Source organism: Haloarcula sp. R1-2 (assembly GCF_011627385.1).
GTDB lineage: Archaea > Halobacteriota > Halobacteria > Halobacteriales > Haloarculaceae > Haloarcula > Haloarcula marismortui.
The window spans coordinates 335,953-354,577 of the sequence record NZ_JAANTG010000002.1; the positions used below are offsets into that span (position 1 = coordinate 335,953).

21 protein-coding genes are annotated in these 18,625 nt (G+C 65.0%); 13 read left to right on the top strand and 8 right to left on the bottom strand.

What is annotated here, in order from left to right; translation table 11 throughout:
- Window positions 1-80: 80 nt before the first annotated feature.
- On the bottom strand, window positions 81-1,397 hold the full coding sequence (gene glmM, locus G9C82_RS09795) for a phosphoglucosamine mutase (RefSeq protein ID WP_127013994.1): 1,317 nt from the start codon (window positions 1,395-1,397) through the stop codon (window positions 81-83).
- Window positions 1,398-1,515: 118 nt separating this feature from the next.
- Complete coding sequence (locus G9C82_RS09800) at window positions 1,516-1,692, bottom strand: hypothetical protein (RefSeq protein ID WP_394343576.1); 177 nt, start codon at window positions 1,690-1,692, stop codon at window positions 1,516-1,518.
- Window positions 1,693-1,750: 58 nt separating this feature from the next.
- Here G9C82_RS09800 and rpiA point away from each other — a divergent pair, with 58 nt between their 5' ends.
- Window positions 1,751-2,437, top strand: coding sequence for a ribose-5-phosphate isomerase RpiA (gene rpiA / locus G9C82_RS09805; RefSeq protein WP_004959615.1), 687 nt, complete (start codon window positions 1,751-1,753; stop codon window positions 2,435-2,437).
- 48 nt (window positions 2,438-2,485) lie between these two features.
- Here rpiA and G9C82_RS09810 read toward each other — a convergent pair whose 3' ends face one another.
- Entirely contained in the window at window positions 2,486-2,653 is a 168-nt protein-coding gene (locus G9C82_RS09810) for a hypothetical protein (protein ID WP_004517708.1), read from the bottom strand.
- A 289-nt stretch (window positions 2,654-2,942) separates the two neighbouring features.
- Here G9C82_RS09810 and larB point away from each other — a divergent pair, with 289 nt between their 5' ends.
- From larB to G9C82_RS09830, 4 genes are all read left to right on the top strand, one after another.
- The gene (gene larB, locus G9C82_RS09815) at window positions 2,943-3,707 is read left to right on the top strand and encodes a nickel pincer cofactor biosynthesis protein LarB (protein ID WP_004959610.1); all 765 of its coding nucleotides are present in this window, start codon (window positions 2,943-2,945) and stop codon (window positions 3,705-3,707) included.
- Between the two features lie 279 nt (window positions 3,708-3,986).
- Window positions 3,987-4,271, top strand: coding sequence for a GIY-YIG nuclease family protein (locus tag G9C82_RS09820; RefSeq protein WP_174789919.1), 285 nt, complete (start codon window positions 3,987-3,989; stop codon window positions 4,269-4,271).
- A 92-nt stretch (window positions 4,272-4,363) separates the two neighbouring features.
- Window positions 4,364-5,761 carry a phosphoglucomutase/phosphomannomutase family protein gene (locus G9C82_RS09825; protein WP_127013996.1) on the top strand — a complete coding sequence of 466 codons (1,398 nt, stop codon included), beginning with the start codon at window positions 4,364-4,366 and terminating at the stop codon, window positions 5,759-5,761.
- Between the two features lie 24 nt (window positions 5,762-5,785).
- Entirely contained in the window at window positions 5,786-6,238 is a 453-nt protein-coding gene (locus G9C82_RS09830; RefSeq protein ID WP_007189489.1) for a pyridoxamine 5'-phosphate oxidase family protein, read from the top strand.
- Window positions 6,239-6,252: 14 nt separating this feature from the next.
- Here G9C82_RS09830 and G9C82_RS09835 read toward each other — a convergent pair whose 3' ends face one another.
- Both G9C82_RS09835 and G9C82_RS09840 read right to left on the bottom strand, forming a co-directional pair.
- Window positions 6,253-6,651: a GNAT family N-acetyltransferase gene (locus G9C82_RS09835; RefSeq protein ID WP_127013997.1), complete on the bottom strand. Its 399-nt coding sequence runs from the start codon at window positions 6,649-6,651 to the stop codon at window positions 6,253-6,255.
- 7 nt (window positions 6,652-6,658) lie between these two features.
- Window positions 6,659-6,859 carry a ubiquitin-like small modifier protein 2 gene (locus G9C82_RS09840; RefSeq protein WP_004959591.1) on the bottom strand — a complete coding sequence of 67 codons (201 nt, stop codon included), beginning with the start codon at window positions 6,857-6,859 and terminating at the stop codon, window positions 6,659-6,661.
- A gap of 79 nt (window positions 6,860-6,938) precedes the next feature.
- On the opposite strand from G9C82_RS09840, the gene G9C82_RS09845 reads away from it, so the two are divergent.
- From G9C82_RS09845 to G9C82_RS09855, 3 genes are all read left to right on the top strand, one after another.
- Entirely contained in the window at window positions 6,939-7,916 is a 978-nt protein-coding gene (locus tag G9C82_RS09845; protein ID WP_121302232.1) for a replication factor C small subunit, read from the top strand.
- A 111-nt stretch (window positions 7,917-8,027) separates the two neighbouring features.
- Window positions 8,028-10,811 carry an alanine--tRNA ligase gene (gene alaS, locus G9C82_RS09850; RefSeq protein ID WP_127013998.1) on the top strand — a complete coding sequence of 928 codons (2,784 nt, stop codon included), beginning with the start codon at window positions 8,028-8,030 and terminating at the stop codon, window positions 10,809-10,811.
- Window positions 10,812-11,160: 349 nt separating this feature from the next.
- On the top strand, window positions 11,161-11,352 hold the full coding sequence (locus G9C82_RS09855; RefSeq protein WP_007189487.1) for a hypothetical protein: 192 nt from the start codon (window positions 11,161-11,163) through the stop codon (window positions 11,350-11,352).
- A gap of 18 nt (window positions 11,353-11,370) precedes the next feature.
- Here G9C82_RS09855 and G9C82_RS09860 read toward each other — a convergent pair whose 3' ends face one another.
- Window positions 11,371-13,233, bottom strand: coding sequence for a cation:proton antiporter (locus G9C82_RS09860; RefSeq protein WP_007189486.1), 1,863 nt, complete (start codon window positions 13,231-13,233; stop codon window positions 11,371-11,373).
- A gap of 82 nt (window positions 13,234-13,315) precedes the next feature.
- Here G9C82_RS09860 and G9C82_RS09865 point away from each other — a divergent pair, with 82 nt between their 5' ends.
- The 5 genes from G9C82_RS09865 to G9C82_RS09885 all read left to right on the top strand — a co-directional run bounded on the left by G9C82_RS09865 (window position 13,316) and on the right by G9C82_RS09885 (window position 16,303).
- Window positions 13,316-14,077, top strand: a complete 762-nt coding sequence (locus tag G9C82_RS09865) for an alpha/beta fold hydrolase (RefSeq protein WP_127013999.1) — start codon at window positions 13,316-13,318, stop codon at window positions 14,075-14,077.
- A gap of 58 nt (window positions 14,078-14,135) precedes the next feature.
- On the top strand, window positions 14,136-14,723 hold the full coding sequence (hisB, locus tag G9C82_RS09870; RefSeq protein WP_127014000.1) for an imidazoleglycerol-phosphate dehydratase HisB: 588 nt from the start codon (window positions 14,136-14,138) through the stop codon (window positions 14,721-14,723).
- Window positions 14,724-14,798: 75 nt separating this feature from the next.
- On the top strand, window positions 14,799-15,302 hold the full coding sequence (locus G9C82_RS09875; protein ID WP_004959564.1) for an ACT domain-containing protein: 504 nt from the start codon (window positions 14,799-14,801) through the stop codon (window positions 15,300-15,302).
- The gene (locus tag G9C82_RS09880) at window positions 15,302-15,637 is read left to right on the top strand and encodes a 2Fe-2S iron-sulfur cluster binding domain-containing protein (protein ID WP_127014001.1); all 336 of its coding nucleotides are present in this window, start codon (window positions 15,302-15,304) and stop codon (window positions 15,635-15,637) included. Before G9C82_RS09875 ends, G9C82_RS09880 begins: the two co-directional genes overlap by 1 nt.
- Before the next feature lie 63 nt (window positions 15,638-15,700).
- Window positions 15,701-16,303 carry a YigZ family protein gene (locus tag G9C82_RS09885; RefSeq protein ID WP_004959559.1) on the top strand — a complete coding sequence of 201 codons (603 nt, stop codon included), beginning with the start codon at window positions 15,701-15,703 and terminating at the stop codon, window positions 16,301-16,303.
- A 6-nt stretch (window positions 16,304-16,309) separates the two neighbouring features.
- On the opposite strand, the gene G9C82_RS09890 is transcribed toward G9C82_RS09885, so the two are convergent.
- Together G9C82_RS09890 and G9C82_RS09895 are read right to left on the bottom strand one after the other, a co-directional pair.
- Window positions 16,310-17,395 (bottom strand): aminomethyltransferase family protein, encoded by a 1,086-nt coding sequence (locus tag G9C82_RS09890; protein ID WP_127014002.1) that lies wholly within the window; start codon window positions 17,393-17,395, stop codon window positions 16,310-16,312.
- A 220-nt stretch (window positions 17,396-17,615) separates the two neighbouring features.
- The gene (locus G9C82_RS09895) at window positions 17,616-18,560 is read right to left on the bottom strand and encodes a PfkB family carbohydrate kinase (RefSeq protein ID WP_127014003.1); all 945 of its coding nucleotides are present in this window, start codon (window positions 18,558-18,560) and stop codon (window positions 17,616-17,618) included.
- Between the last annotated feature and the right edge of the window lie 65 nt (window positions 18,561-18,625).

Here is an 18,625-nt window from a genome sequence, read left to right on the forward strand (position 1 = left end):
CCTGACGGTTGCGGGGACGTTTTCCTCGCCGGCTGCACTCGCTACCAACCGTTGTTTTGCCGGGACTCCTGTTTCAGGCTCTAGACTACTGCGTCTGTCAGGCGCGCCCGTGCCTCCTCGAACACCGCGTCAGCACGGTCTGGGTCGCGGGCCTCGGCGGTGATCCGAACGAGCGGCTGGGTTCCGCTGGCCCGCAAGAGGAACCACGCGTCGCCGAGGTCGACGCGGACACCGTCGAGCGTCGTCACGTCGTCGTAGGCGTCGGTCACTGTCTCTCGAACGCGGTCCATCACAGTCTCCTTCTGGTCGGTTTCGACGCTATCCCGGCGAATGGGGTACTCCGGCACGTCGGCGGCCCGGTCGCCCAGCGAGCGCTCGCTGTCCAGTGCCGCGGCGGTACAGGCCGCCAGCGGACCGTCCGGACACAGCGTCCGCTCGGGCCAGATCCACGCACCGCTTGGCTCGCCGCCGAAAGCGACCCCGTCCTCGCTCGCGGCCTCGGCGACATACACGTCCCCGACCGGGGTGTACTCGACGGCCACGTCGATATCGCTGAGGTGGTCCTCGACGGCGAGGCTCGTATCGACCGGGACGGCGACCCGCTCGCCCGGTGACGCCGCAGTACGGGCGAACACGGCCAGCAACACGTCGCCCGAGAGGAAGGTCCCGTCGGCCGAAACCGCCCGCATCCGGTCGGCGTCGCCGTCGTGTGCGATGCCGAGGTCGGCGTCGGATTCGGCCACTAGCGTCGCCAGTGACTCGCAGTTCTCGGCTTTCGGCTCCGAGGGCCGACCCGGGAACGCGCCGTCGGGCTGGCCGTTGAGCGTCTCGACGGAGCAGCCCAGCGCCGAAAGCGCGTCGACACTGACTCGACCCGCGCCGTTGCCCAGATCGACGACGACATGGCTATCGAGGTTTCGCTCACCGATTTCCGTGACCAGCGCGTCGACGTGGCGTTGGCTGGTATCCCGAGACACCAGGCCCCCGCTCTCGTCCCACGCCGCTGGCTGGAACGCATCCTCGTCCAGTCGCTGTTCGATCGTTGCTCGCAGGTCCGCATCGAAGGCCTGGCCGCTGGGTTGCCAGAGCTTGATACCGTTGTCTTCTGGCGGATTGTGACTCGCTGTCACTGCGACGCCGGCGTCGGCATCCTGCCACGCCACCGCCCGTCCGATAGTCGGCGTCGCCGCGCCGCCGAGGTCTATCACGTCGACGCCGCTCTCCCGAAGCCCGGCCACCAGCGCCGTCTGGAGGTACTCGCCGCTCGCTCGCGGGTCCCGGCCCACGACCACCCGCTCGCAGTCGATGCCAAGCGCTCGCCCCACCGAGAGCGCCAACTCGGCTGTGACCGTCTCGCCGACGGGACCCCGAATCCCGCTCGTTCCGAACTGTGTCATTACTGCTCTCTGGGTCGGGCCGCCCCTAAAATCCATCCGGCATCGGACAGGTACTGTGGACCGATGGTGCTGACGCTCGCTCCGTCGCTGTGTCGGTGACCACCCACAGACCGCGCCGCTACTGCGTCGGTGACCACTCACAGGTCGTGCCGGTTGTCAGGTCTGCCTCGTCGATGTGAGCAGACAGGCAGCCGTAGTTGCAAAACTGCGTCGTCGACTTCCCGTCGGGCGCCTCGCTGACGTAGACGGGGTCGTGGTTCTCGACGGGACAGCCACAGTACGTGCAGTCGACCATTCGAACGCTTGCGGCCGGGAGAACAAACGTTTTGTCCACGTCTGTCGACCCACCGCACATGAAACAGGGCGGCTCCGACGCGGCGAAACAGGCAGCGGGGGAATCAGCGGCCGAAGCGGTCGAGGACGGCACAGTTGTTGGCCTCGGCACGGGGTCAACGGCAGCCTACGCTATCCGCGCTATCGGCCAGGCGGTCGACGCCGGCCTCGATGTCGTCGGCGTCCCCACGTCGTTTCAGTCCCGCCAGCTGGCCCGTGACTGTGGCATCCCGCTGGCGGACCTCGACGACGTGTCGGTCGACCTCGCCATCGACGGGGCCGACGAGGTGGCCAGCGGCAACCTGATCAAAGGCGGTGGCGCGGCGCACGCCCGGGAGAAGATAGTCGACGCGAGCGCCGACCGCTTCCTCGTCGTCGCTGATCCGACGAAAGAGGCGGACGTACTCTCACATCCTGTCCCCGTCGAGGTACTCCCGATGGCCCGCTCGACAGTCGTTACGGCAGTCGAAGAATTGGGTGGTGACCCAACACTCCGCCGTGCAGAACGCAAGGACGGCCCCGTCGTCACCGACAACGGAAATCTCGTGCTCGACTGCGACTTCAATTCCATCCACGACCCCGCCGCACTCGCCAGCGACCTCGCCGCGCTGCCCGGTGTTGTCGAGCACGGGCTGTTCGTCGGTATGGCTGACGAGATTCACGTCGGCACTGCTGATGGCGTCACCGTCCGAACGCTTTCGAAATAGCTGTCGCTGGTCGGCTTGCGTCAAAAAAATACGCTGCTTGAAACGACCTTACAGGTCGCGCGGCTGGACCGTCTTCCGGTCGTTCTCGTCGGCTCGTCGGGCTGCGTCCTGAAGCAGCTCCTCGACTTCCTCGTCGAGTGCGTCGTAGAAGTCGGACGCTACGTTCATGTCGTTGAGCTCTTCTTTAACGGCGGCTTTGACGATTAGGTCTGCCATACAGACGAGGTATCGACGGGGGTTACTTATATACTTTCTCCAATTAGTTCGCTCTCGACCCTATTACCGGCAGTTTGAGGCATTATACGACACATAACCCGTTATAAATCCGGGATTGTGTCCGCGAGAATCCATCAGAATCCCGCTTTTTGTCTGCCCCAGACGGCTATTGTCGCGTTACTCCGGCCGAGCGTCGCTCACGCGCGCTCCCACGGATCCGACCCTGATGTGAGCAACACGCCTGTTTCGGACCGACGGATAGGAGTGGCCGTACCACTGAATGGGTTCTATGCGCGATATACTCGATTCGGTTGCGGCGGGTGACCTCTCCCCGACGGAAGCCGAGGCGGCGCTCTCCGGCTACGCGACCAGCGGGGCCGGTCGGTTCGACGCCGCCCGGGAGGACCGTGCCGGCGTTCCTGAAGCCGTCCTCGCGGACGGGAAGACACCGGGAGAAGTGGCGGATCTGGCAGCAACAGCTATTGAGACGACGGACCGGGCTATCGTGACACGACTCGATACGTCCACTGCAACGGCCGTTCGGGAGCGGCTGGACGAAGCCGCCCCCGATGCGACAGTTCGCTGGGACGACCGCTCGAACTGGCTGGTCGCGACGACCCCCGCGTTCGAGCGCCCGTCGCTGGACGCGTCAGTGGGTATCGTCACCGCCGGAACATCCGACGCCGTTCCGGCCGGTGAGGCCGCGCTTATCGCCGAGGAGATGGGTGCCACCGTGACCCGTATCGACGATGTCGGGGTTGCGAGCCTTGCCCGGACGATAGATGCGGTCGACGGCTTCCGGGACCAGGATGTGCTCATCGTCGCGGCGGGCCGCGAAGGTGCGCTCCCGACGGTTGTCGCCGGTCTCGTCGACGTACCGGTCATCGGCCTGCCCGTCTCGACCGGCTACGGCCACGGCGGCGAGGGTGAGGCCGCTCTCTCGGGACTGCTCCAGTCCTGCACTGCACTCTCTGTCGTGAACATCGACGCCGGCTTCACCGCCGGGACACAGGCCGGCCTAATCGCCAGACAGCTCGACAATGCGCGGGAATAACCACCCTCGCCAGCCACGGGTATACCCAAGTATTTGGGTAAAGAGCTATGGGAACAACGCGCGTACGCGTATACGTCGGCGGTGGTGTCGCCGACGAACACGATGCCTGAATGTGATCATTGCGGCGCGCACGTCTCAGACCAGTTCGCCCGAGTGTTCGCGGATGAACGTGGACACATCCGGGCGTGTCCCAACTGCTCGGCAAACGCTGGCATTGCCGAGGTATCGAGAGAGCGCGCCCAACAAGTGTGAGGCCCACTGGGCCACCAGCATCGTGCGATGACTACCGCGCGGAGCCCTTACCACGTGTACGTCCTCCGTTGTAGCGACAACACGTTTTACACCGGTTACACGACCGATGTGGAACGCCGCGTCCGAGAGCACGACGCCGGCGATGGCGCGAAGTACACGCGCGGCAGAACCCCGGTCGAACTGATTCACGTCGAATCATTTGACTCACAGTCCGACGCGATGAGCCGTGAGTACGAGATTAAGCAGTACTCCAGAGCGGAGAAGGAACGACTCGTCGAATCCAGCGACGCCGAAGTAGCGTTCGATATCTGACCCGCCGCTCACTTCTCACTGTCAATAACAGGAAAAGTGACAGCTCACCGATGAGGCGTGACTTTTTGTCTGGGGGCCGAGAACCGCGGGATATGGACAACGACGCGGATGTCGACGCAGGCGCAATCGCTTTCGGGACGGACGGCTGGCGGGCGACGCTGGACGTGTTCACGAAACCGCGAGTCCGGATGGTTGGTCAGGCTGTCGCCACGACGCTCGCCGAGCGCGGGGCGAGCGGGACCGTCGCCATCGGGTACGACGCCCGTGAGACCTCGCCCGGTTTTGCCGACGAGCTCGCACACGTCCTGCGTGCGAACGGCTTCGACGTGCTCTTGCCGGACCGGGACACGCCGACGCCGATCCTCGCCTGGACGGTGAAAGACCGCGGTCTGGCCGGGGCGCTCCAGATCACGGCCAGCCACAATCCGCCGGAGTACAACGGCGTGAAGTTCATCCCTGGCGACGGGTCGCCGGCGCTCCCCGACTGGACGGCCGCCTTCGAGGAAAACCTCGCCGTCCTCGACCCGCTCCCCGAAGACGAGTGGGGCGAGCGAACGGAAGAAGACCTTATTGGCCCGTTCCACGACCACGCGCTGGACTTCGTCGACACTGACCTCGATGACCTGTCAGTCGCCTACGACGCGCTATACGGCAGTGGCCGTGGCGTCACCGACGCCCTGCTCGAAGCGGCCGGGGCCGATGTGACTCGTCTCAACTGCGAACAGGACCCGGAGTTCGGCGGCGGGTCGCCCGAGCCGTCGGCGGAGAACGCTGAGGGACTCGTCGGCGAAGTCAGCGAGGGCGACGCCGCGCTGGGGATTATCAACGACGGCGACGCCGACCGCATCGGCGTCGTTACGCCCGACCGCGGCTATCTGGACCCCAACCTGTTTTTCGCCGCGATGTACGACTTTTTGCTTGAGGACGGGACGGGCGATGTCGTTCGGACAGTCTCGACCTCCAGCATCGTCGACCGCGTCGCCGAGGCCCACGGCCAAGACGTCCACGAGGTCGCCGTCGGCTTCAAGTGGGTCGCCGAGGCGATGGCTGACCACGACGCGTTGTTCGGCGGCGAAGAATCCGGTGGCTTCGGCCTGCCGGACCACCTGCGGAACAAGGACGGCGTGCTGGTGGCGCTGGCCGCCGCCGCCGCCGAGCGCGAGGAACCGCTTGATGCTCGTGTCGACAGATTGCTGGACGAACACGGCGAAATCCATCAGGACCGGATCAGCGTCGACTGCCCGGACGACCGCAAGGAGCCAGTTCTCGAAGACCTCGAAACCGCACTGCCCGACACGCTGGCGGGGGTCGCCGTCGACGGTATCAACACGGTCGACGGGTTCAAAATCCGACTCGAAGACGGGACGTGGGTGCTCGTCCGCCCGTCCGGGACGGAACCGAAGCTCCGCGTCTACGCCGAGGCCGGCAGCGATGCCCGGGTCGGCGAACTGCTCGATGCCGGTCAGGAACTGGTCGAACCCCTCGTTTAAGCCCGCGGCACGCGTCGTCGACGCATGGACACCGACATCGCGTTCGCCTACACAGAGGGGATGCCTGACGACATCGTCCGCGACCGCCTTGGCGAGAGCGAGAGCGGCGTGCTCGCGCTGGCTGACGGCGACGACGCGTATGCTTTCCCGGTGTTTCACCACTACGAGGACGGGTCGCTGTACTTCCGCCTTGGCGAGACAAGCGGGAGCAAGAAGTCGGCGTACCTCGACGCCACCGAGACGGCGACGTATGTCGTCACGGAGACGGAGCAGACGCCGGACGCGGAGGCGTGGACCGGCTGGAGCATCGTCGCCAAGGGACCGATAGCGGCTGTCCCCGACGGTGACCCGGCCTACGAAGCCGTCGAAATAAACGAGCGCTACGCGCCCATTCGGGTGTTCGACGAGCCGACCGATGAGATGGATATAACGCTGTATGAACTGTCCATCGAGGAACTGACCGGTCGTCAGAACTGACTCCGACGGGACGATTACTTGCGAATCCCGCGAAACCGGCCGCCCTCGTCGTCGAGAAGCTCCACGTCGAACCCGAGTTGCTCATAGAACGGCCGCACGTCCGCATCAAACTCGGCCGTGAGTCGGTCCCGCCGGTCGAGTGCGGCCTCGACGAGCGCCGTCCCGATGCCCTGTCCCCGGCGACGGCGACGGACAGCGACGGCGTCGATGTGAGTGTCATCGAGTACGAGTGCGCCGAGTATTCGGTCGCTTTCGGGCGGTGCGTCTGCCCCGGAACCACCCGAAACCGAGATGAGCGTTCCGTCGCCGGCGATTCCTGTACGGACCGTTGGCACACCGATTTCGAGCGCCGCGCCGTCGAGAACGTTCATCACTGCCGGCAGGTCGGCCTCGGTCGCTTCGCGGACACGCATCGGCGACTCACCCGCCTTTGATGAGCCTGACAACCCGAACGTGGTCGTGCTCGACGGGCTGGTCCGTCGGCACGTGCTCGCCGTCGACGAGGACTGACACCTCGTGGGGGCTCAGGTCGACCGGTGCGAGCAGGTCGCCATACGTCGCGTCCGCGTCCACCTCCAGTTCGTGGGTGTCTTCGCCGGCGATTTCGACGGTGACGTGCATACCCGGCCGTACTCCGCCGATGCACCTGAGACTGTCGACTCTCGCGGGGTTTAAGACCGGCCCACGCTTCCAATCGTCCATGAGTGAGGCCGAGTCCGAGTCGCGGGCGGGACGCGAGGAGGTCTGGATCGAGAAGTACCGCCCGCAGACGCTCGACGACGTGATGGGGCACGAGAATATCGTCGGGCGGCTCAAGAGCTACGTCTCGCGCAACGACCTGAGCCACATGCTGTTTTCCGGGCCGGCAGGGACGGGGAAGACGACGTGCGCGACGGCTATCGCCCGTGAACTGTACGGCGACGACTGGCGCGAGCACTTCCTCGAACTGAACGCCTCCGACGAGCGTGGTATCGATGTGGTCCGGGACCGTATCAAGAACTTCGCCCGGACGAGCTTCGGGGGCGTCGAGTACCGTATCATCTTCCTCGACGAGGCCGACGCGCTGACTAGCGACGCCCAGTCGGCGCTGCGCCGGACGATGGAGCAGTTCTCGAACAACGTCCGCTTTATTCTCTCGTGTAACTACTCCAGCCAGATCATCGACCCGATCCAATCGCGCTGTGCGGTCTTCCGGTTCTCGCCGCTTGCAGACGACGCCGTTGCCGAGGAAATCCGAACCATCGCTGCCGAAGAAGACATTGAACTGACCGAAGACGGACTCGACGCACTCGTCTACGCCGCCGACGGGGATATGCGGAAAGCCATCAACGGCCTGCAAGCTGCATCGGTCAGCGGCGACACGGTCGACGAGTCGGCAGTGTACGCTATCACTTCGACGGCCCGCCCGGAAGAGATCCGGACGATGGTCCAGTCGGCGCTGGACGGCGACTTCACCGCCTCGCGGGCGACCCTCGATAGACTCCTGACCGAAGAGGGCATTGCGGGCGGCGACATCATCGACCAACTGCATCGCTCCATCTGGGAGTTCGATATTGACGACGACGCAGCCGTCCGAGTGCTCGAACGCATCGGCGAAACCGATTATCGGATCACCCGCGGCGCGAACGAGCGTGTGCAACTCGAAGCGATGCTGGCCTCGCTCGCACAGGGCAAGTAAGGGCGCCTTTCGGTTGTAGTCCGACTGCATCTACCTGACAACAGTGACTCCCGGCTCAATACTCGGCCCCTTCGGAACAGTTTTAGGCGAACGTGGGCCAACTGAACACCAATGAGCGACCTCGACGAGGCCTACCAACTCGACTACTTCGAAGAGGAAGGCTTCCACAGACAGGAGTGTGTCTCCTGTGGCGACATGTTCTGGTCCCGTGTCAAGCGCGAGACCTGTGGCGAACCGCCGTGTGCGGAGTACGACTTCATCGACAACCCCGGCTTCGACGAGTCCCACTCGCTGACGGAGATGCGCGAGGCGTTCCTCTCCTTTTTCGAGGACCGTGACCACGAGCGCATCGACCCGTATCCGGTGGCAGCGAACCGCTGGCGCGACGATGTCCTCCTCACGCAGGCGTCGATTTACGACTTCCAACCGCTGGTCACCTCGGGGACGACGCCGCCGCCGGCGAACCCGCTGTGTATCAGCCAGCCCTGTATCCGGATGCAGGACATCGACAACGTCGGGAAGACGGGCCGGCACACGATGGCCTTCGAGATGATGGCCCACCACGCGTTCAACGCCCGCGAGGACATCGAAGACCCCGAGCAGTACGCCTACGAGGGCGAGGTGTACTGGAAGAACGAAACCGTCCAGTACTGCGACGAACTGTTCGAGGAGATGGGGGCGAATCTGGACGAGATCGTCTACATCGAGGACCCGTGGGTCGGTGGCGGCAACGCCGGTCCGGCTATCGAGGTTATCTACCGCGGGGCCGAACTCGCCACGCTCGTCTTCATGTCCATGGAGCAGGACTCCGACGGCGAGTACGAGATGAAGGACGGCAACCGGTACTCGCCGATGGACACCTACATCGTCGACACCGGCTATGGACTCGAACGCTGGACCTGGATGAGCCAGGGGACGCCGACGGTGTACGAGGCCGTCTACCCCGACATGATCGCCTTCCTCAAGGACAACGCCGGCATCGAACTCACTGACGAGGAAGAGCGCATCGTCCACGAGGCCGCGAAGCTCGCGGGCCGGATGGACATCGACGAGGCCGAAGACATCGAAGCCGAACGCGACACCATCGCCGCCGAGGTCGGCGTCGAGGTCGAGGAGATGCGGGACCTGATGGCACCGCTTGAGGACATCTACGCCATCGCCGACCACTGCCGGACGCTCGCGTACATGCTCGGCGACGGCATCGTCCCGTCGAACGTCGGGACAGGGTATCTGGCACGGATGGTCCTGCGCCGGACGAAGCGGCTGGTCGACGGCGTCGGCGTCGACGCGCCGCTCGACGAACTTGTCGACATGCAGGCCGAACGCCTCGACTACGAGAACCGCGACACCATCCGTGACATCGTCCGCACCGAGGTCGAGAAGTACCGCGAGACGCTTGACCGCGGTGGCCGGCGTGTCCGCCAGCTGGCCGACGAGTACGCCGAAAAGGGCGAGCCGATTCCGACGTCGGAACTGGTCGAACTGTACGATTCCCACGGGATTCAGCCGGACATGGTCGAGGAGATCGCCGCCGAAAAAGGCGTCGCGGTCGACGTGCCCGACGACTTCTACGCGGTCGTCGCCCAGCGCCACGGCGGCGACGATACCGCCACCGAGGAGTCACAGACGCCCTACGAGGACCGACTCGAAGAACTGCCCGAGACCGACCGGCTCTACTACGAGGACCAGCAGCGGACCGAGTTCGAAGCCGTTGTCCTTGAGGTGTTTGACCGCGACGACGACACCTACGACGTGGTGCTCGACCAGACGATGTTTTACCCGGAGGGCGGTGGCCAGCCCCCGGACAAGGGGACGCTGTCGACCGACGACGTCTCCGCCGAGGTGACCGACGTCCAGCAGTACGGCGATGTCATCGTCCACACCTGCGACGACGACCCCGGCAAGGGTGAGTTCGTCCGTGGGCAGGTCGACGCCACCCGTCGCCAGCGCCTGATGCAACACCACACGGCGACCCACATCGTCATCCACAGCGCCCGGCAGGTACTCGGCGAGCACGTCAGGCAGGCCGGGGCCCAGAAGGGCACCGACTCAGCCCGCATCGACATCCGCCACTACGAGTCGGTGAGCCGCGAGGAAGTCAAAGAGATTGAACGCCTCGCAAACGACATCATTCAGGACAACATCACCGTCTCACAGGAGTGGCCCGACCGCAACGATGCCGAGGAACGGTACGGCTTCGACCTCTATCAGGGCGGCATCCCGGCCGGCGAGCAGATCCGCCTCATCACTGTCGGCGACGACGTGCAGGCCTGTGGTGGCACTCACGTCGCCCGAACCGGCGACATCGGGGCTGTCAAGCTCCTGAACACCGAGCGGATTCAGGACGGGGTCATCCGCCTGACGTTTGCGGCGGGCAACGCGGCCATTGAGGCCACCCAGCGCACCGAAGACGCGCTCACCGAAGCCGCGGATATCCTTGACGTTGCGCCCGATGCCGTCCCGGAGACTGCCGAGCGGTTCTTCGACGAGTGGAAGGCCCGTGGCAAAGAAATCGAACAGCTCAAAGAGCAACTCGCCGAGGCCCGCGCGAGCGGCGGTGGCGACAACGAAGAAGTTGAGGTCGGCGATGCGACCGCCGTTGTCGGGCGCATCGACGCCGACATGGACGAACTCCGCGCGCAGGCGAACGCTATCGTCGAGCAAGGCAACATCGCGGTGCTTGGCTCGGGACTCGACGGCGCGCAGTTCGTCGTCTCAGTGCCCGACGGCGTCGATGTCGACGCCGGTGAAGTCGTCGGCGAACTCGCCGGTCGCGTCGGCGGCGGCGGTGGCGGCCCGCCGGACTTTGCACAGGGCGGCGGTCCCGATGCGGACGCGCTTGACGACGCGCTTGACGACGCGCCGGAGATCCTGCGAACTGTCGCAAACGCCTGAACCGTCTCTGGTTTTCTCGCCGTTAGTGCTGCTTTCCACTCCGTTGCTTCGGACAGTTGTCCGATTGTGGAGGAATATTCTGCTCGAACGATTCGAATACATCCAAGGGATACAATTACATTTACTTGTATTAGGTATATCTGGATGAGTTTCCAAAAGTATTTTTAGTAACTGCCCATCTATAGCAGATATGAGCGGAGAACGTGACATCGTACACATTCGGACTCACACCGAGTACGTTCGGTCACAACGGACGTGTCGGCGCTGTGGGACCAGTGTGCCCGCTGCCAGCGGCCGTGCTCCCGACGAACTGTGTACAAACTGCAGTGCTACCCACGCTACCTGAACAATGAGTGCTACCACGACGCCCCCGTCGGACACCGATTTGAACGAAGCGCCGGAATTCGAACTGGATTACCTGTACGACGACCCCGAGAACCCTTCGGAGCTGACTATCTTCCCCTCGGATCGCCAGCAGTCCGTGACAGAGTGGGTTACCGCGGACCGTTCGGCGACCGTCTCGCTCGACGAACTGCGCTGAGCGGTACGTGCTGTCCGGCTAGCCGCCCTGACACAGTCTTCTGGCGTCCTGCATCGCTTCGTTGGTCTCGCAGACGAGCGTCAGGTGATCGCCGCTGGCGAGGCGGAAATCGCTGTCGGGGACTCTGTCTGTGCCGTTGCGACTCACCATTGCCACCAGACAGCCGTTCGGAAGCTTCTCCGCGGTTTCCTCTATGGTCCGGTCGACCAGTGAGTCGTTGCTGAGTTCGACTTCCAGTACGTCCCCTGTTCGGCCGGAGTCCGACAGCCAGTGGGCCAGCGCTGGTCGCTCGACCGCGTCGTCGATTGCGTCGGCGACGGCGAAGCCGGCGGAGATGGTCTCGACGTCGAGATCCTCGAAGGCCCCGACATTGTCCGGCTGGTTCGCTCTGGCGACCACGGTGTCGACGTCGAACCGGGTCGTCGCCAGCTGTGCCACGAGCAAGTTCACGTCGTCGTCTGCAGTCGCAGCGACGACGACGGATGCCCGATTCGCCCCTGCTTCTTCGAGGACGGTCGCGTTCGTCGCGTCCCCGTGAACGACGCGGTGGCCGTCGGCCCGGGTCCGCTCGACGGTGTCCTTGTCGCTGTCGATGAGGACGACCTCTTCGCCGCGTGATTCATACCGTACTGCCAGCTCCCGGCCGACACGACCGCCACCGACGATGAGTGTTTGCATAGGAAGGATGTCAAGCGCTTGCGCGAAGTGACGGGCCAGCCCGCCTTGAAACATGACGGTCGCGAAGATGACGAGAAAGACGGTCCCGACGAGAACCGTCGCGGCTTCGGGGTTCTCGGGACGCAGTTCGATGGCAAACAGCGTGGCGACGCTGGCCGGGACGATACCGCGCGGCCCCATCCCGCCGACGAACATCCGCTCTCGAACTGTCAGTCGGCCACCTAGCGTCGAGAGGAACACGCCAAGCGGGCGGACGAGCGCAGCGACGACGATGACGACGACGAGCCCGCCGACCCCGAGCGCACGCAGGTCGCCGAGTGAGAGCTGTGCCGCCAGCACGATGAACACGAACGAGAGCACAAACAGCGTAATACCGCCCTTGAACCCGGCAACCTCCTCTTTGTGGGGGATCTCGGCGTTCCCCAGTACGATACCGGCAATGGCGGCGGCTGCGATACCGGCTTCAGAGAGCCACATACTCCCGAGCGCGTACGCCAGCAGTGCCGCGGTCAGGACCACGACCCGGGCGTTCTGAAGGGCATTGTCCGCCGACAGGTGCCACCGCTTAAGCAGGAGTGCGGTGCCGCCACCGACGGCGATGCCGACGACGTGGCCGACGGCCAATCGGGCGACGAACGCCTCGATGACGACCACCGGCGAGGACTGGCTCGCGATGACGAACTCGAAGGTCGCCACCGCGAGGATAGCGGCGGTCACGTCGTTGATGATACCTTCAGTCTCCAGCGCCGCGGCGACCCGGTCCCGCACTGGAACCACCTGCATGATCGGCGTGATGACCGTCGGCCCGGTGGCGATAAGCAGGCTTCCGACGAGGACGGCGACCGGCCATGTCGTCCCGAACACGACCTTGACGGCGACGGCGGTTCCGACAAGCGAGACGAACGCGCCGATTGTCACCAGTCCAAGCGCCTCTCTGGACGCTTCACGGACGCGCTCAACAGTGAGGTGGAATGCCCCCTCGAAGACGATGATGCCGACGCTGAGGCCGACGATAGCCTGCAGTCCGGCCTGCCCGAATATCGCGGGGTCGACCAGCCCGAGCGCCTGCGGGCCGACGAGGACGCCGGCGACTAGCAGGAACGCGACGCTCGGGATCTGGAGCCAGTCGGCAACCAGTTGCGCGGCGACACCTAGGCTCACGACCAACACGACGGCGCCGATAAGTGATTCTGCACCGGACACGGGATTGGCGGTCCTTCGATAGCCAGTGTGAAAGAGCTACCTACCGAAAGAGACACACTGCCGGCGCGGGAATTGACGGCCAATGCCGACCGCACGCAACCGCGACGTGTCTCTCTACTACGAAGCCGACGGCGACGGCCCGACCGTCGTGTTCATCAACGACGTGGGGTACGGCGCGTGGCTCTGGGGCTGGCACTACGACGCCGTCGCCGGCCCCTACGAGACGGTAGTGTGGGACCTCCGCGGGACCGGCCGGTCGGACGCGCCCGCGGGACCGTACGATGTGGGAACGCTGGCGGCCGACCTTGAAGCCGTGCTGGCCGACCACGGCGTCGGGAGCGCCCACCTCGTTGGAGCCGGGCTTGGTGGGATGGTCGCGCTCCAGTATGCCCACCAGTACAGCCGCGCCCGCTCGCTGACGCTGTACTGTACGGTGGGGTCTGGCGATGCGATTGACCGGGACGCACTCGACGCGCTTGCGCTCAATGCCCCGTCGTCGCTCGACGGCGCGTTCTCGCCGGCGTTCCGCGAACACGACCCTGACCTCATGGAGCAGATCGCAGGCTGGCGCGCCGAGGAGGACGCGACCGGCGCGGCTCGTGACGCGCAGGCCAACGCAATGACGGCCTTCGATGCACCACCGCTGTACGAAATCACCCAGCCTGCCGAGGTGTACTACGGGCTGGACGACCCCGTTGTGTCGCCGGAGGCCGCACAGTCGCTTTCAGCCGACCTCCCCCGCGGCACTGTGGAGGCTGTCGAGGGTCGCCACTGCTGTTTCATCGAACATGCGCCGGCGGTGACCGACCGATTGCTGGCGCTGCTTGACGAGCAGACAGAGTAACTATTGGACCGGGTGGCCGGACGCAATCCACAAATACACGGCCTGATACGTGATACGTATGACTGACCGGACAGCAGCCGTCACCCGGACCACGGCCGAGACGGATATCGAGGTCACGCTCGACGTCGACGGCGACGGCGACAGCACCATCGACACCGGCATCGGCTTCTTCGACCACATGCTCGACTCCTTTTCCACCCACGGGCTGTTCGACCTGACCGTGCAGTGTGACGGCGATCTGGACATCGACGACCACCACACCGTCGAGGATGTCGCCATCACGCTTGGCGAGGCGTTCACCGAGGCGCTGGACGACAAGCGCGGCATCCGCCGCTTCGCCGACCGCAAGGTCCCGCTTGACGAGGCCGTTGCGAGCGTCGTCGTCGATATCTCCGGCCGGCCGTACTTCGAGTTCGACGGCGAGTTCTCACAGGCCTCGGTCGGTGGGATGACCAGCCACATGGCCAAGCACTTCTGTCGCTCGCTGTCGATGAACGCCGGACTGACACTGCACTGTGGCGTCAACGGCGAGAACGCCCACCACGAGATCGAGGCGCTGTTCAAGAGCCTGGCCCGGTCGCTCGATGACGCGACCCGGATTGACGAGCGCCGGTCCGACGTGGCGAGTACGAAAGGCGAGCTATAGTCGACTGCAGCGTGAGACCGCGCCTGTTTCAACTGCTGCCGGCAGCGATTAGTGGCCCCACGTCCACCACTCCGTATGTTCGACGAGATTATGCAGAAATTCGAGGACTCTCCCGGCCAGCAGGACGTCATCCGCTTGCTGCTGGAACGGGGGTTCTCCGTCAACGAGGACGGCCGCGTCGTCTCCGGCGGTATCGAGATTCCGAACACGGGTATCGCCCGCGAGGCCAACGTCGACCGCCGGGTGGTCAACGCGACGACGGACGCGATTCTCGACGATGACGACCTGCGGCGCATCTTCCGCAACATCTCTTCTGTGCCGAGCCTGCTCGACCTCGCCCCAGTGCTCGACCTGCACGCAGTGACTGTCACCGTCCGGGCCGCCGACGAGTCCGGCATCGTCTCGACGGTCACGTCGGCTATCGCCGACCACGGTATCTCCATCCGGCAGGTCCTGAGCGAAGACCCCGAGTTCACCGACGAACCGAAACTGTACGTCATCACCGACGAGGAACTCCCCGGCGACCTCATCAACGAAATCCGCCGGCTGGCGTTCGTTCGGACTATCGAACTGGCGTAATGCCAGCAACGCTCACCGTCGAGACGCCCGCGGGTGAAACCCACGAACTCACCGCCGAACGTGGGGCCGTCCTCCGGGACGTACTCCTCGATGCCGACCTCTCGCCACACGGCCGCTACGCCACGCGAGTCAACTGCGGCGGCCGCGGCATCTGTGCCACCTGCGGCGTCCGCCTTGCCGAACCGCCCGACCCCGACCACTGGCACGACGACCTTGCCGACCGGTTTGGCTATCCCCGACTCTCCTGTCAGTTGCAGGTTCGGGACGGAATGCAGGTCAAGCTGCTGGACAAGCGGGTCTGGGGGTCGCGACAGGCCGGCGACGAGACGGACTGACTTGATGCCACACGCAGGGAGCGAACGACAAACGCTATTCCGCCGCCGGGCGTACCCCAGCCCGTGACGGACAGCTATCGGACCGTTCCGGGCCGCGGCGAGGCGCGCTTCGAGGTGCGGGGTTCGGAGTTCATCGGCCACGTCGCCCCAGCGACAACCGTCGAAGACGCCGAGGCGTTCGTCGACGCCGTCGGAGAGGAGTACGCCGACGCGACCCACAACGTCCCCGCCTATCGCGTCCGATCCGATCCCTTTCGGGAGTATTCCAGTGACGATGGCGAACCAAGCGGCAGCGCCGGCGACCCCGCGCTGAACGTCCTCCAGCAGCGTGACATTGAGAACATTGTCGCCGTCGTCACGCGGTACTACGGCGGGACGAACCTCGGCGTCGGCGGCCTCGCCAGTGCGTACTCCCGAGCGGTGAAGGACGGCGTTGACGACGCCGGCGTCGTCGAGGAAGTACCCCACGAGCAGTTCACCGTGACCGTCGCCTACGACGACTCGGGCAGTGTTCGGAGCCTGCTTGAATCAGCAGGTGTCGAGTTCGAGGCCGACTACGAAGCCGAAGTCGTCTTCGACGTTCGAGTCCCTACTGTGGAGGCTAGTGAACTGCGAGACCGGGTCCGGAGTGCGACCAGCGGGCGGGCCGTTATTGAACTAGAGTGACCGACGCTACTCGTAGGTCGGCAACCGTGCCGACTGTGCCGAGCCATCAATAAAGGGCAGGTCGACCTGTTGGGCGCTGACCGGTTCACCGTCGATGCGGATTTTCAACGCTTCTTCGGGCCGTTCCCAGCTGAGGTTTGCCAGCGCGATAGGGGCTTCCCGCATCGGACTCTGTGCGGCGCGGGTCACGTCGCCGACGTGCTCGTCGCCGGCGAACACCGCAGCGCCGGGGTCCGGGCACGCCTCGACGGCGAGGCCGACCAGCCGTTGTGTTGGGTGGCCGCGGTTCTCGATACGCGAGACGACCTCCTGACCGACGTAACAGCCCTTCTCGAAGTCCAGGGCGTTCCGCAGGCCAAGGTCGTTCGGGAGCGCGCCCTCGATTTCGGTGTCGAACAGCGGTGTCCCGGCCTCAAGCGTCAGCGTCTCCCAGGTCTGGTAGCCGAAGGGGACGGCGTTGAGCCCGCGGTTGACCAGCGTGTCGAAGACGGCCTCGGCGTCGTCGGCGCTACAGACCACGTCGTAGCTCTCCTCCCCAGCGAGGTCGTCTGTCCGGATGACGGAGACGCCGGCGTCACCGAGTTCGCCCCGCTCGAAGGTCAGCGGCGCTGGTGGGGTACCGGTCTGGTGGAGGACGCTGGCGATTTTCTCTGTCGCTTTCGGCCCGTGGACGCCGAAGACGGCGAAGTCGTCAGTCGCTTCCTCGAACTCGACGTCCTGAATGAACGTTTTATCCGCCCACTCCGCGGCCAGTTCCTCGGCCTTCTGGGGCGGCGTGAACACGAGCAGGCGCTCGCCGGCGTTGTACACATACATGTCCGTGTCGACGCGGCCGTCGGGGTCGAGCAAGAGCGCGTAACAGCCCGCGCCGTCCTCGTCCGGGACGCGATTCGAGACGGCGTTGTCGACGTAGTCGACGCGGTCCTCGCCGGTGACGACGATGACGCCGTAGCCGTACTCCATCGCGCCGACGACGTTCCGAACCGCGCGGTGGGTCCGCTCCGGTCGCCCGTAGTTGTCGACGACCTGCCGACCACCGACCTCCCTGAACGTCGCTCCGTGGGCCTCGTGAACGGACTCGAGAACAGTCATTGTACGGGTATGCGGCCCTCGTGGGGAAAAACGTCCCGTTAGCGCCGTCGGTGTGTGCGGGAAGGGGCTACAAGCCGTGCGGCCATCGTCACGGCGGCGGTGACGCGCTGACCGCTGCCGTCTGTCGCGTCCACGGTCTAATTGTCACCGCGCCACGGCGGACGTCCCTGGCTAATAGCGGAGTAAACAGAGATCGGTACGGCCGGCCGGTACGTGCCACCTACGGCCGTCTGGACTGCTGTGAATCGACGAGACGCTCAACCTCGGACGGTTCGAGCGGCGTCAGCGGCCCGGACAGTGTTCGAGACAGCGCTGCTGCCGCGACACCATGGAGCAGCGCTTCGTCCGTGTCAGCACCGGCGGCAAGTTGCTGGAGCGTTGCGCCGATGAAAGCCTCGTGTTGTCCTGCTTCGTCTACTGCGGACGTTTCGATGGCATCTTGCTCGTGAATGACGCCGTCGTGGTAGGCAACCGCACCGTACTCGCTCCGTGTGAGAATCACGCGGGTGAGGTCGTACTCCGTTGCGAGCGTGTGCACGACCTCGCGCGGACTCCCTGTCGTATCAAACACCGCGGAAACCTGCTCTTCGGCGGCAAAGAGGGTATCGACGGCTGGTAACAGGTCTGCAAGGGCGTCGAGAGCATCTTCGGCGTCCCACAATCCGGGGTGGAAACCGAGGCCGAACGCCCGCATTCCTGCGGCCGCTCTGAGCAATGCCCCCGTCGTGTCGGCGGCTGTCTCAGAGAGCGAGAGAGTTGCGCCCGAAGTAAACACCACGTCCGCGTTCTGTATCTCGCCCATCGGCAACTCGCCGGGCGTCAGCGTCGCCATCGCGGTGTCGCCGCGGTCCTGCAGTAGCCGTTCGGCACGGGGTGGGTCGGCGTCTTCGTGGAACGTGAGTCCCTGGCGGCCGGTGTCTGGGTCGGCCCAGACAACCTCTGTCTCCAGACCGAACTCATGGAGCTCCGCGACGACACGCCGCCCGAGCGGCGTGTCCGGGACCTTCGAGAGCCACTGTGCGTCAGCCCCGAGTCGACCGGCTGTCGCCGCAACGCTGCTCGCGGTCCCGTCGACGCGAATTGACGCTTCGCGGGCCGTCTCGAATCGCTGTCCGTCTGGGGGGGAAAATCTGAGAGCGGTCTCGCCGAACGTTACAAGTGACATACCGCGTGCATCGGGAGACGAAGGTTTAGTTTAATCGGCTGTATCGACTGCTGTGCCGGGGGACG

Excerpts from the sequence above, each read along its gene's own strand:
- G9C82_RS09865 (WP_127013999.1), top strand. The coding sequence starts at position 13,316 with ATGCCGACCGCACGCAACCGCGACGTGTCTCTCTACTACGAAGCCGAC.
- alaS (WP_127013998.1), top strand. The coding sequence starts at position 8,028 with ATGAGCGACCTCGACGAGGCCTACCAACTCGACTACTTCGAAGAGGAA.
- G9C82_RS09800 (WP_394343576.1), bottom strand. The coding sequence starts at position 1,692 with ATGGTCGACTGCACGTACTGTGGCTGTCCCGTCGAGAACCACGACCCC.
- G9C82_RS09895 (WP_127014003.1), bottom strand. The coding sequence starts at position 18,560 with ATGTCACTTGTAACGTTCGGCGAGACCGCTCTCAGATTTTCCCCCCCA.
- G9C82_RS09880 (WP_127014001.1), top strand. The coding sequence starts at position 15,302 with ATGCCAGCAACGCTCACCGTCGAGACGCCCGCGGGTGAAACCCACGAA.
- G9C82_RS09820 (WP_174789919.1), top strand. The coding sequence starts at position 3,987 with ATGACTACCGCGCGGAGCCCTTACCACGTGTACGTCCTCCGTTGTAGC.
- G9C82_RS09875 (WP_004959564.1), top strand. The coding sequence starts at position 14,799 with ATGTTCGACGAGATTATGCAGAAATTCGAGGACTCTCCCGGCCAGCAG.
- hisB (WP_127014000.1), top strand. The coding sequence starts at position 14,136 with ATGACTGACCGGACAGCAGCCGTCACCCGGACCACGGCCGAGACGGAT.
- G9C82_RS09890 (WP_127014002.1), bottom strand. The coding sequence starts at position 17,395 with ATGACTGTTCTCGAGTCCGTTCACGAGGCCCACGGAGCGACGTTCAGG.
- G9C82_RS09845 (WP_121302232.1), top strand. The coding sequence starts at position 6,939 with ATGAGTGAGGCCGAGTCCGAGTCGCGGGCGGGACGCGAGGAGGTCTGG.
- G9C82_RS09830 (WP_007189489.1), top strand. The coding sequence starts at position 5,786 with ATGGACACCGACATCGCGTTCGCCTACACAGAGGGGATGCCTGACGAC.
- glmM (WP_127013994.1), bottom strand. The coding sequence starts at position 1,397 with ATGACACAGTTCGGAACGAGCGGGATTCGGGGTCCCGTCGGCGAGACG.
- G9C82_RS09810 (WP_004517708.1), bottom strand. The coding sequence starts at position 2,653 with ATGGCAGACCTAATCGTCAAAGCCGCCGTTAAAGAAGAGCTCAACGAC.
- G9C82_RS09855 (WP_007189487.1), top strand. The coding sequence starts at position 11,161 with ATGAGTGCTACCACGACGCCCCCGTCGGACACCGATTTGAACGAAGCG.
- rpiA (WP_004959615.1), top strand. The coding sequence starts at position 1,751 with ATGAAACAGGGCGGCTCCGACGCGGCGAAACAGGCAGCGGGGGAATCA.
- G9C82_RS09840 (WP_004959591.1), bottom strand. The coding sequence starts at position 6,859 with ATGCACGTCACCGTCGAAATCGCCGGCGAAGACACCCACGAACTGGAG.
- G9C82_RS09835 (WP_127013997.1), bottom strand. The coding sequence starts at position 6,651 with ATGCGTGTCCGCGAAGCGACCGAGGCCGACCTGCCGGCAGTGATGAAC.
- larB (WP_004959610.1), top strand. The coding sequence starts at position 2,943 with ATGCGCGATATACTCGATTCGGTTGCGGCGGGTGACCTCTCCCCGACG.
- G9C82_RS09825 (WP_127013996.1), top strand. The coding sequence starts at position 4,364 with ATGGACAACGACGCGGATGTCGACGCAGGCGCAATCGCTTTCGGGACG.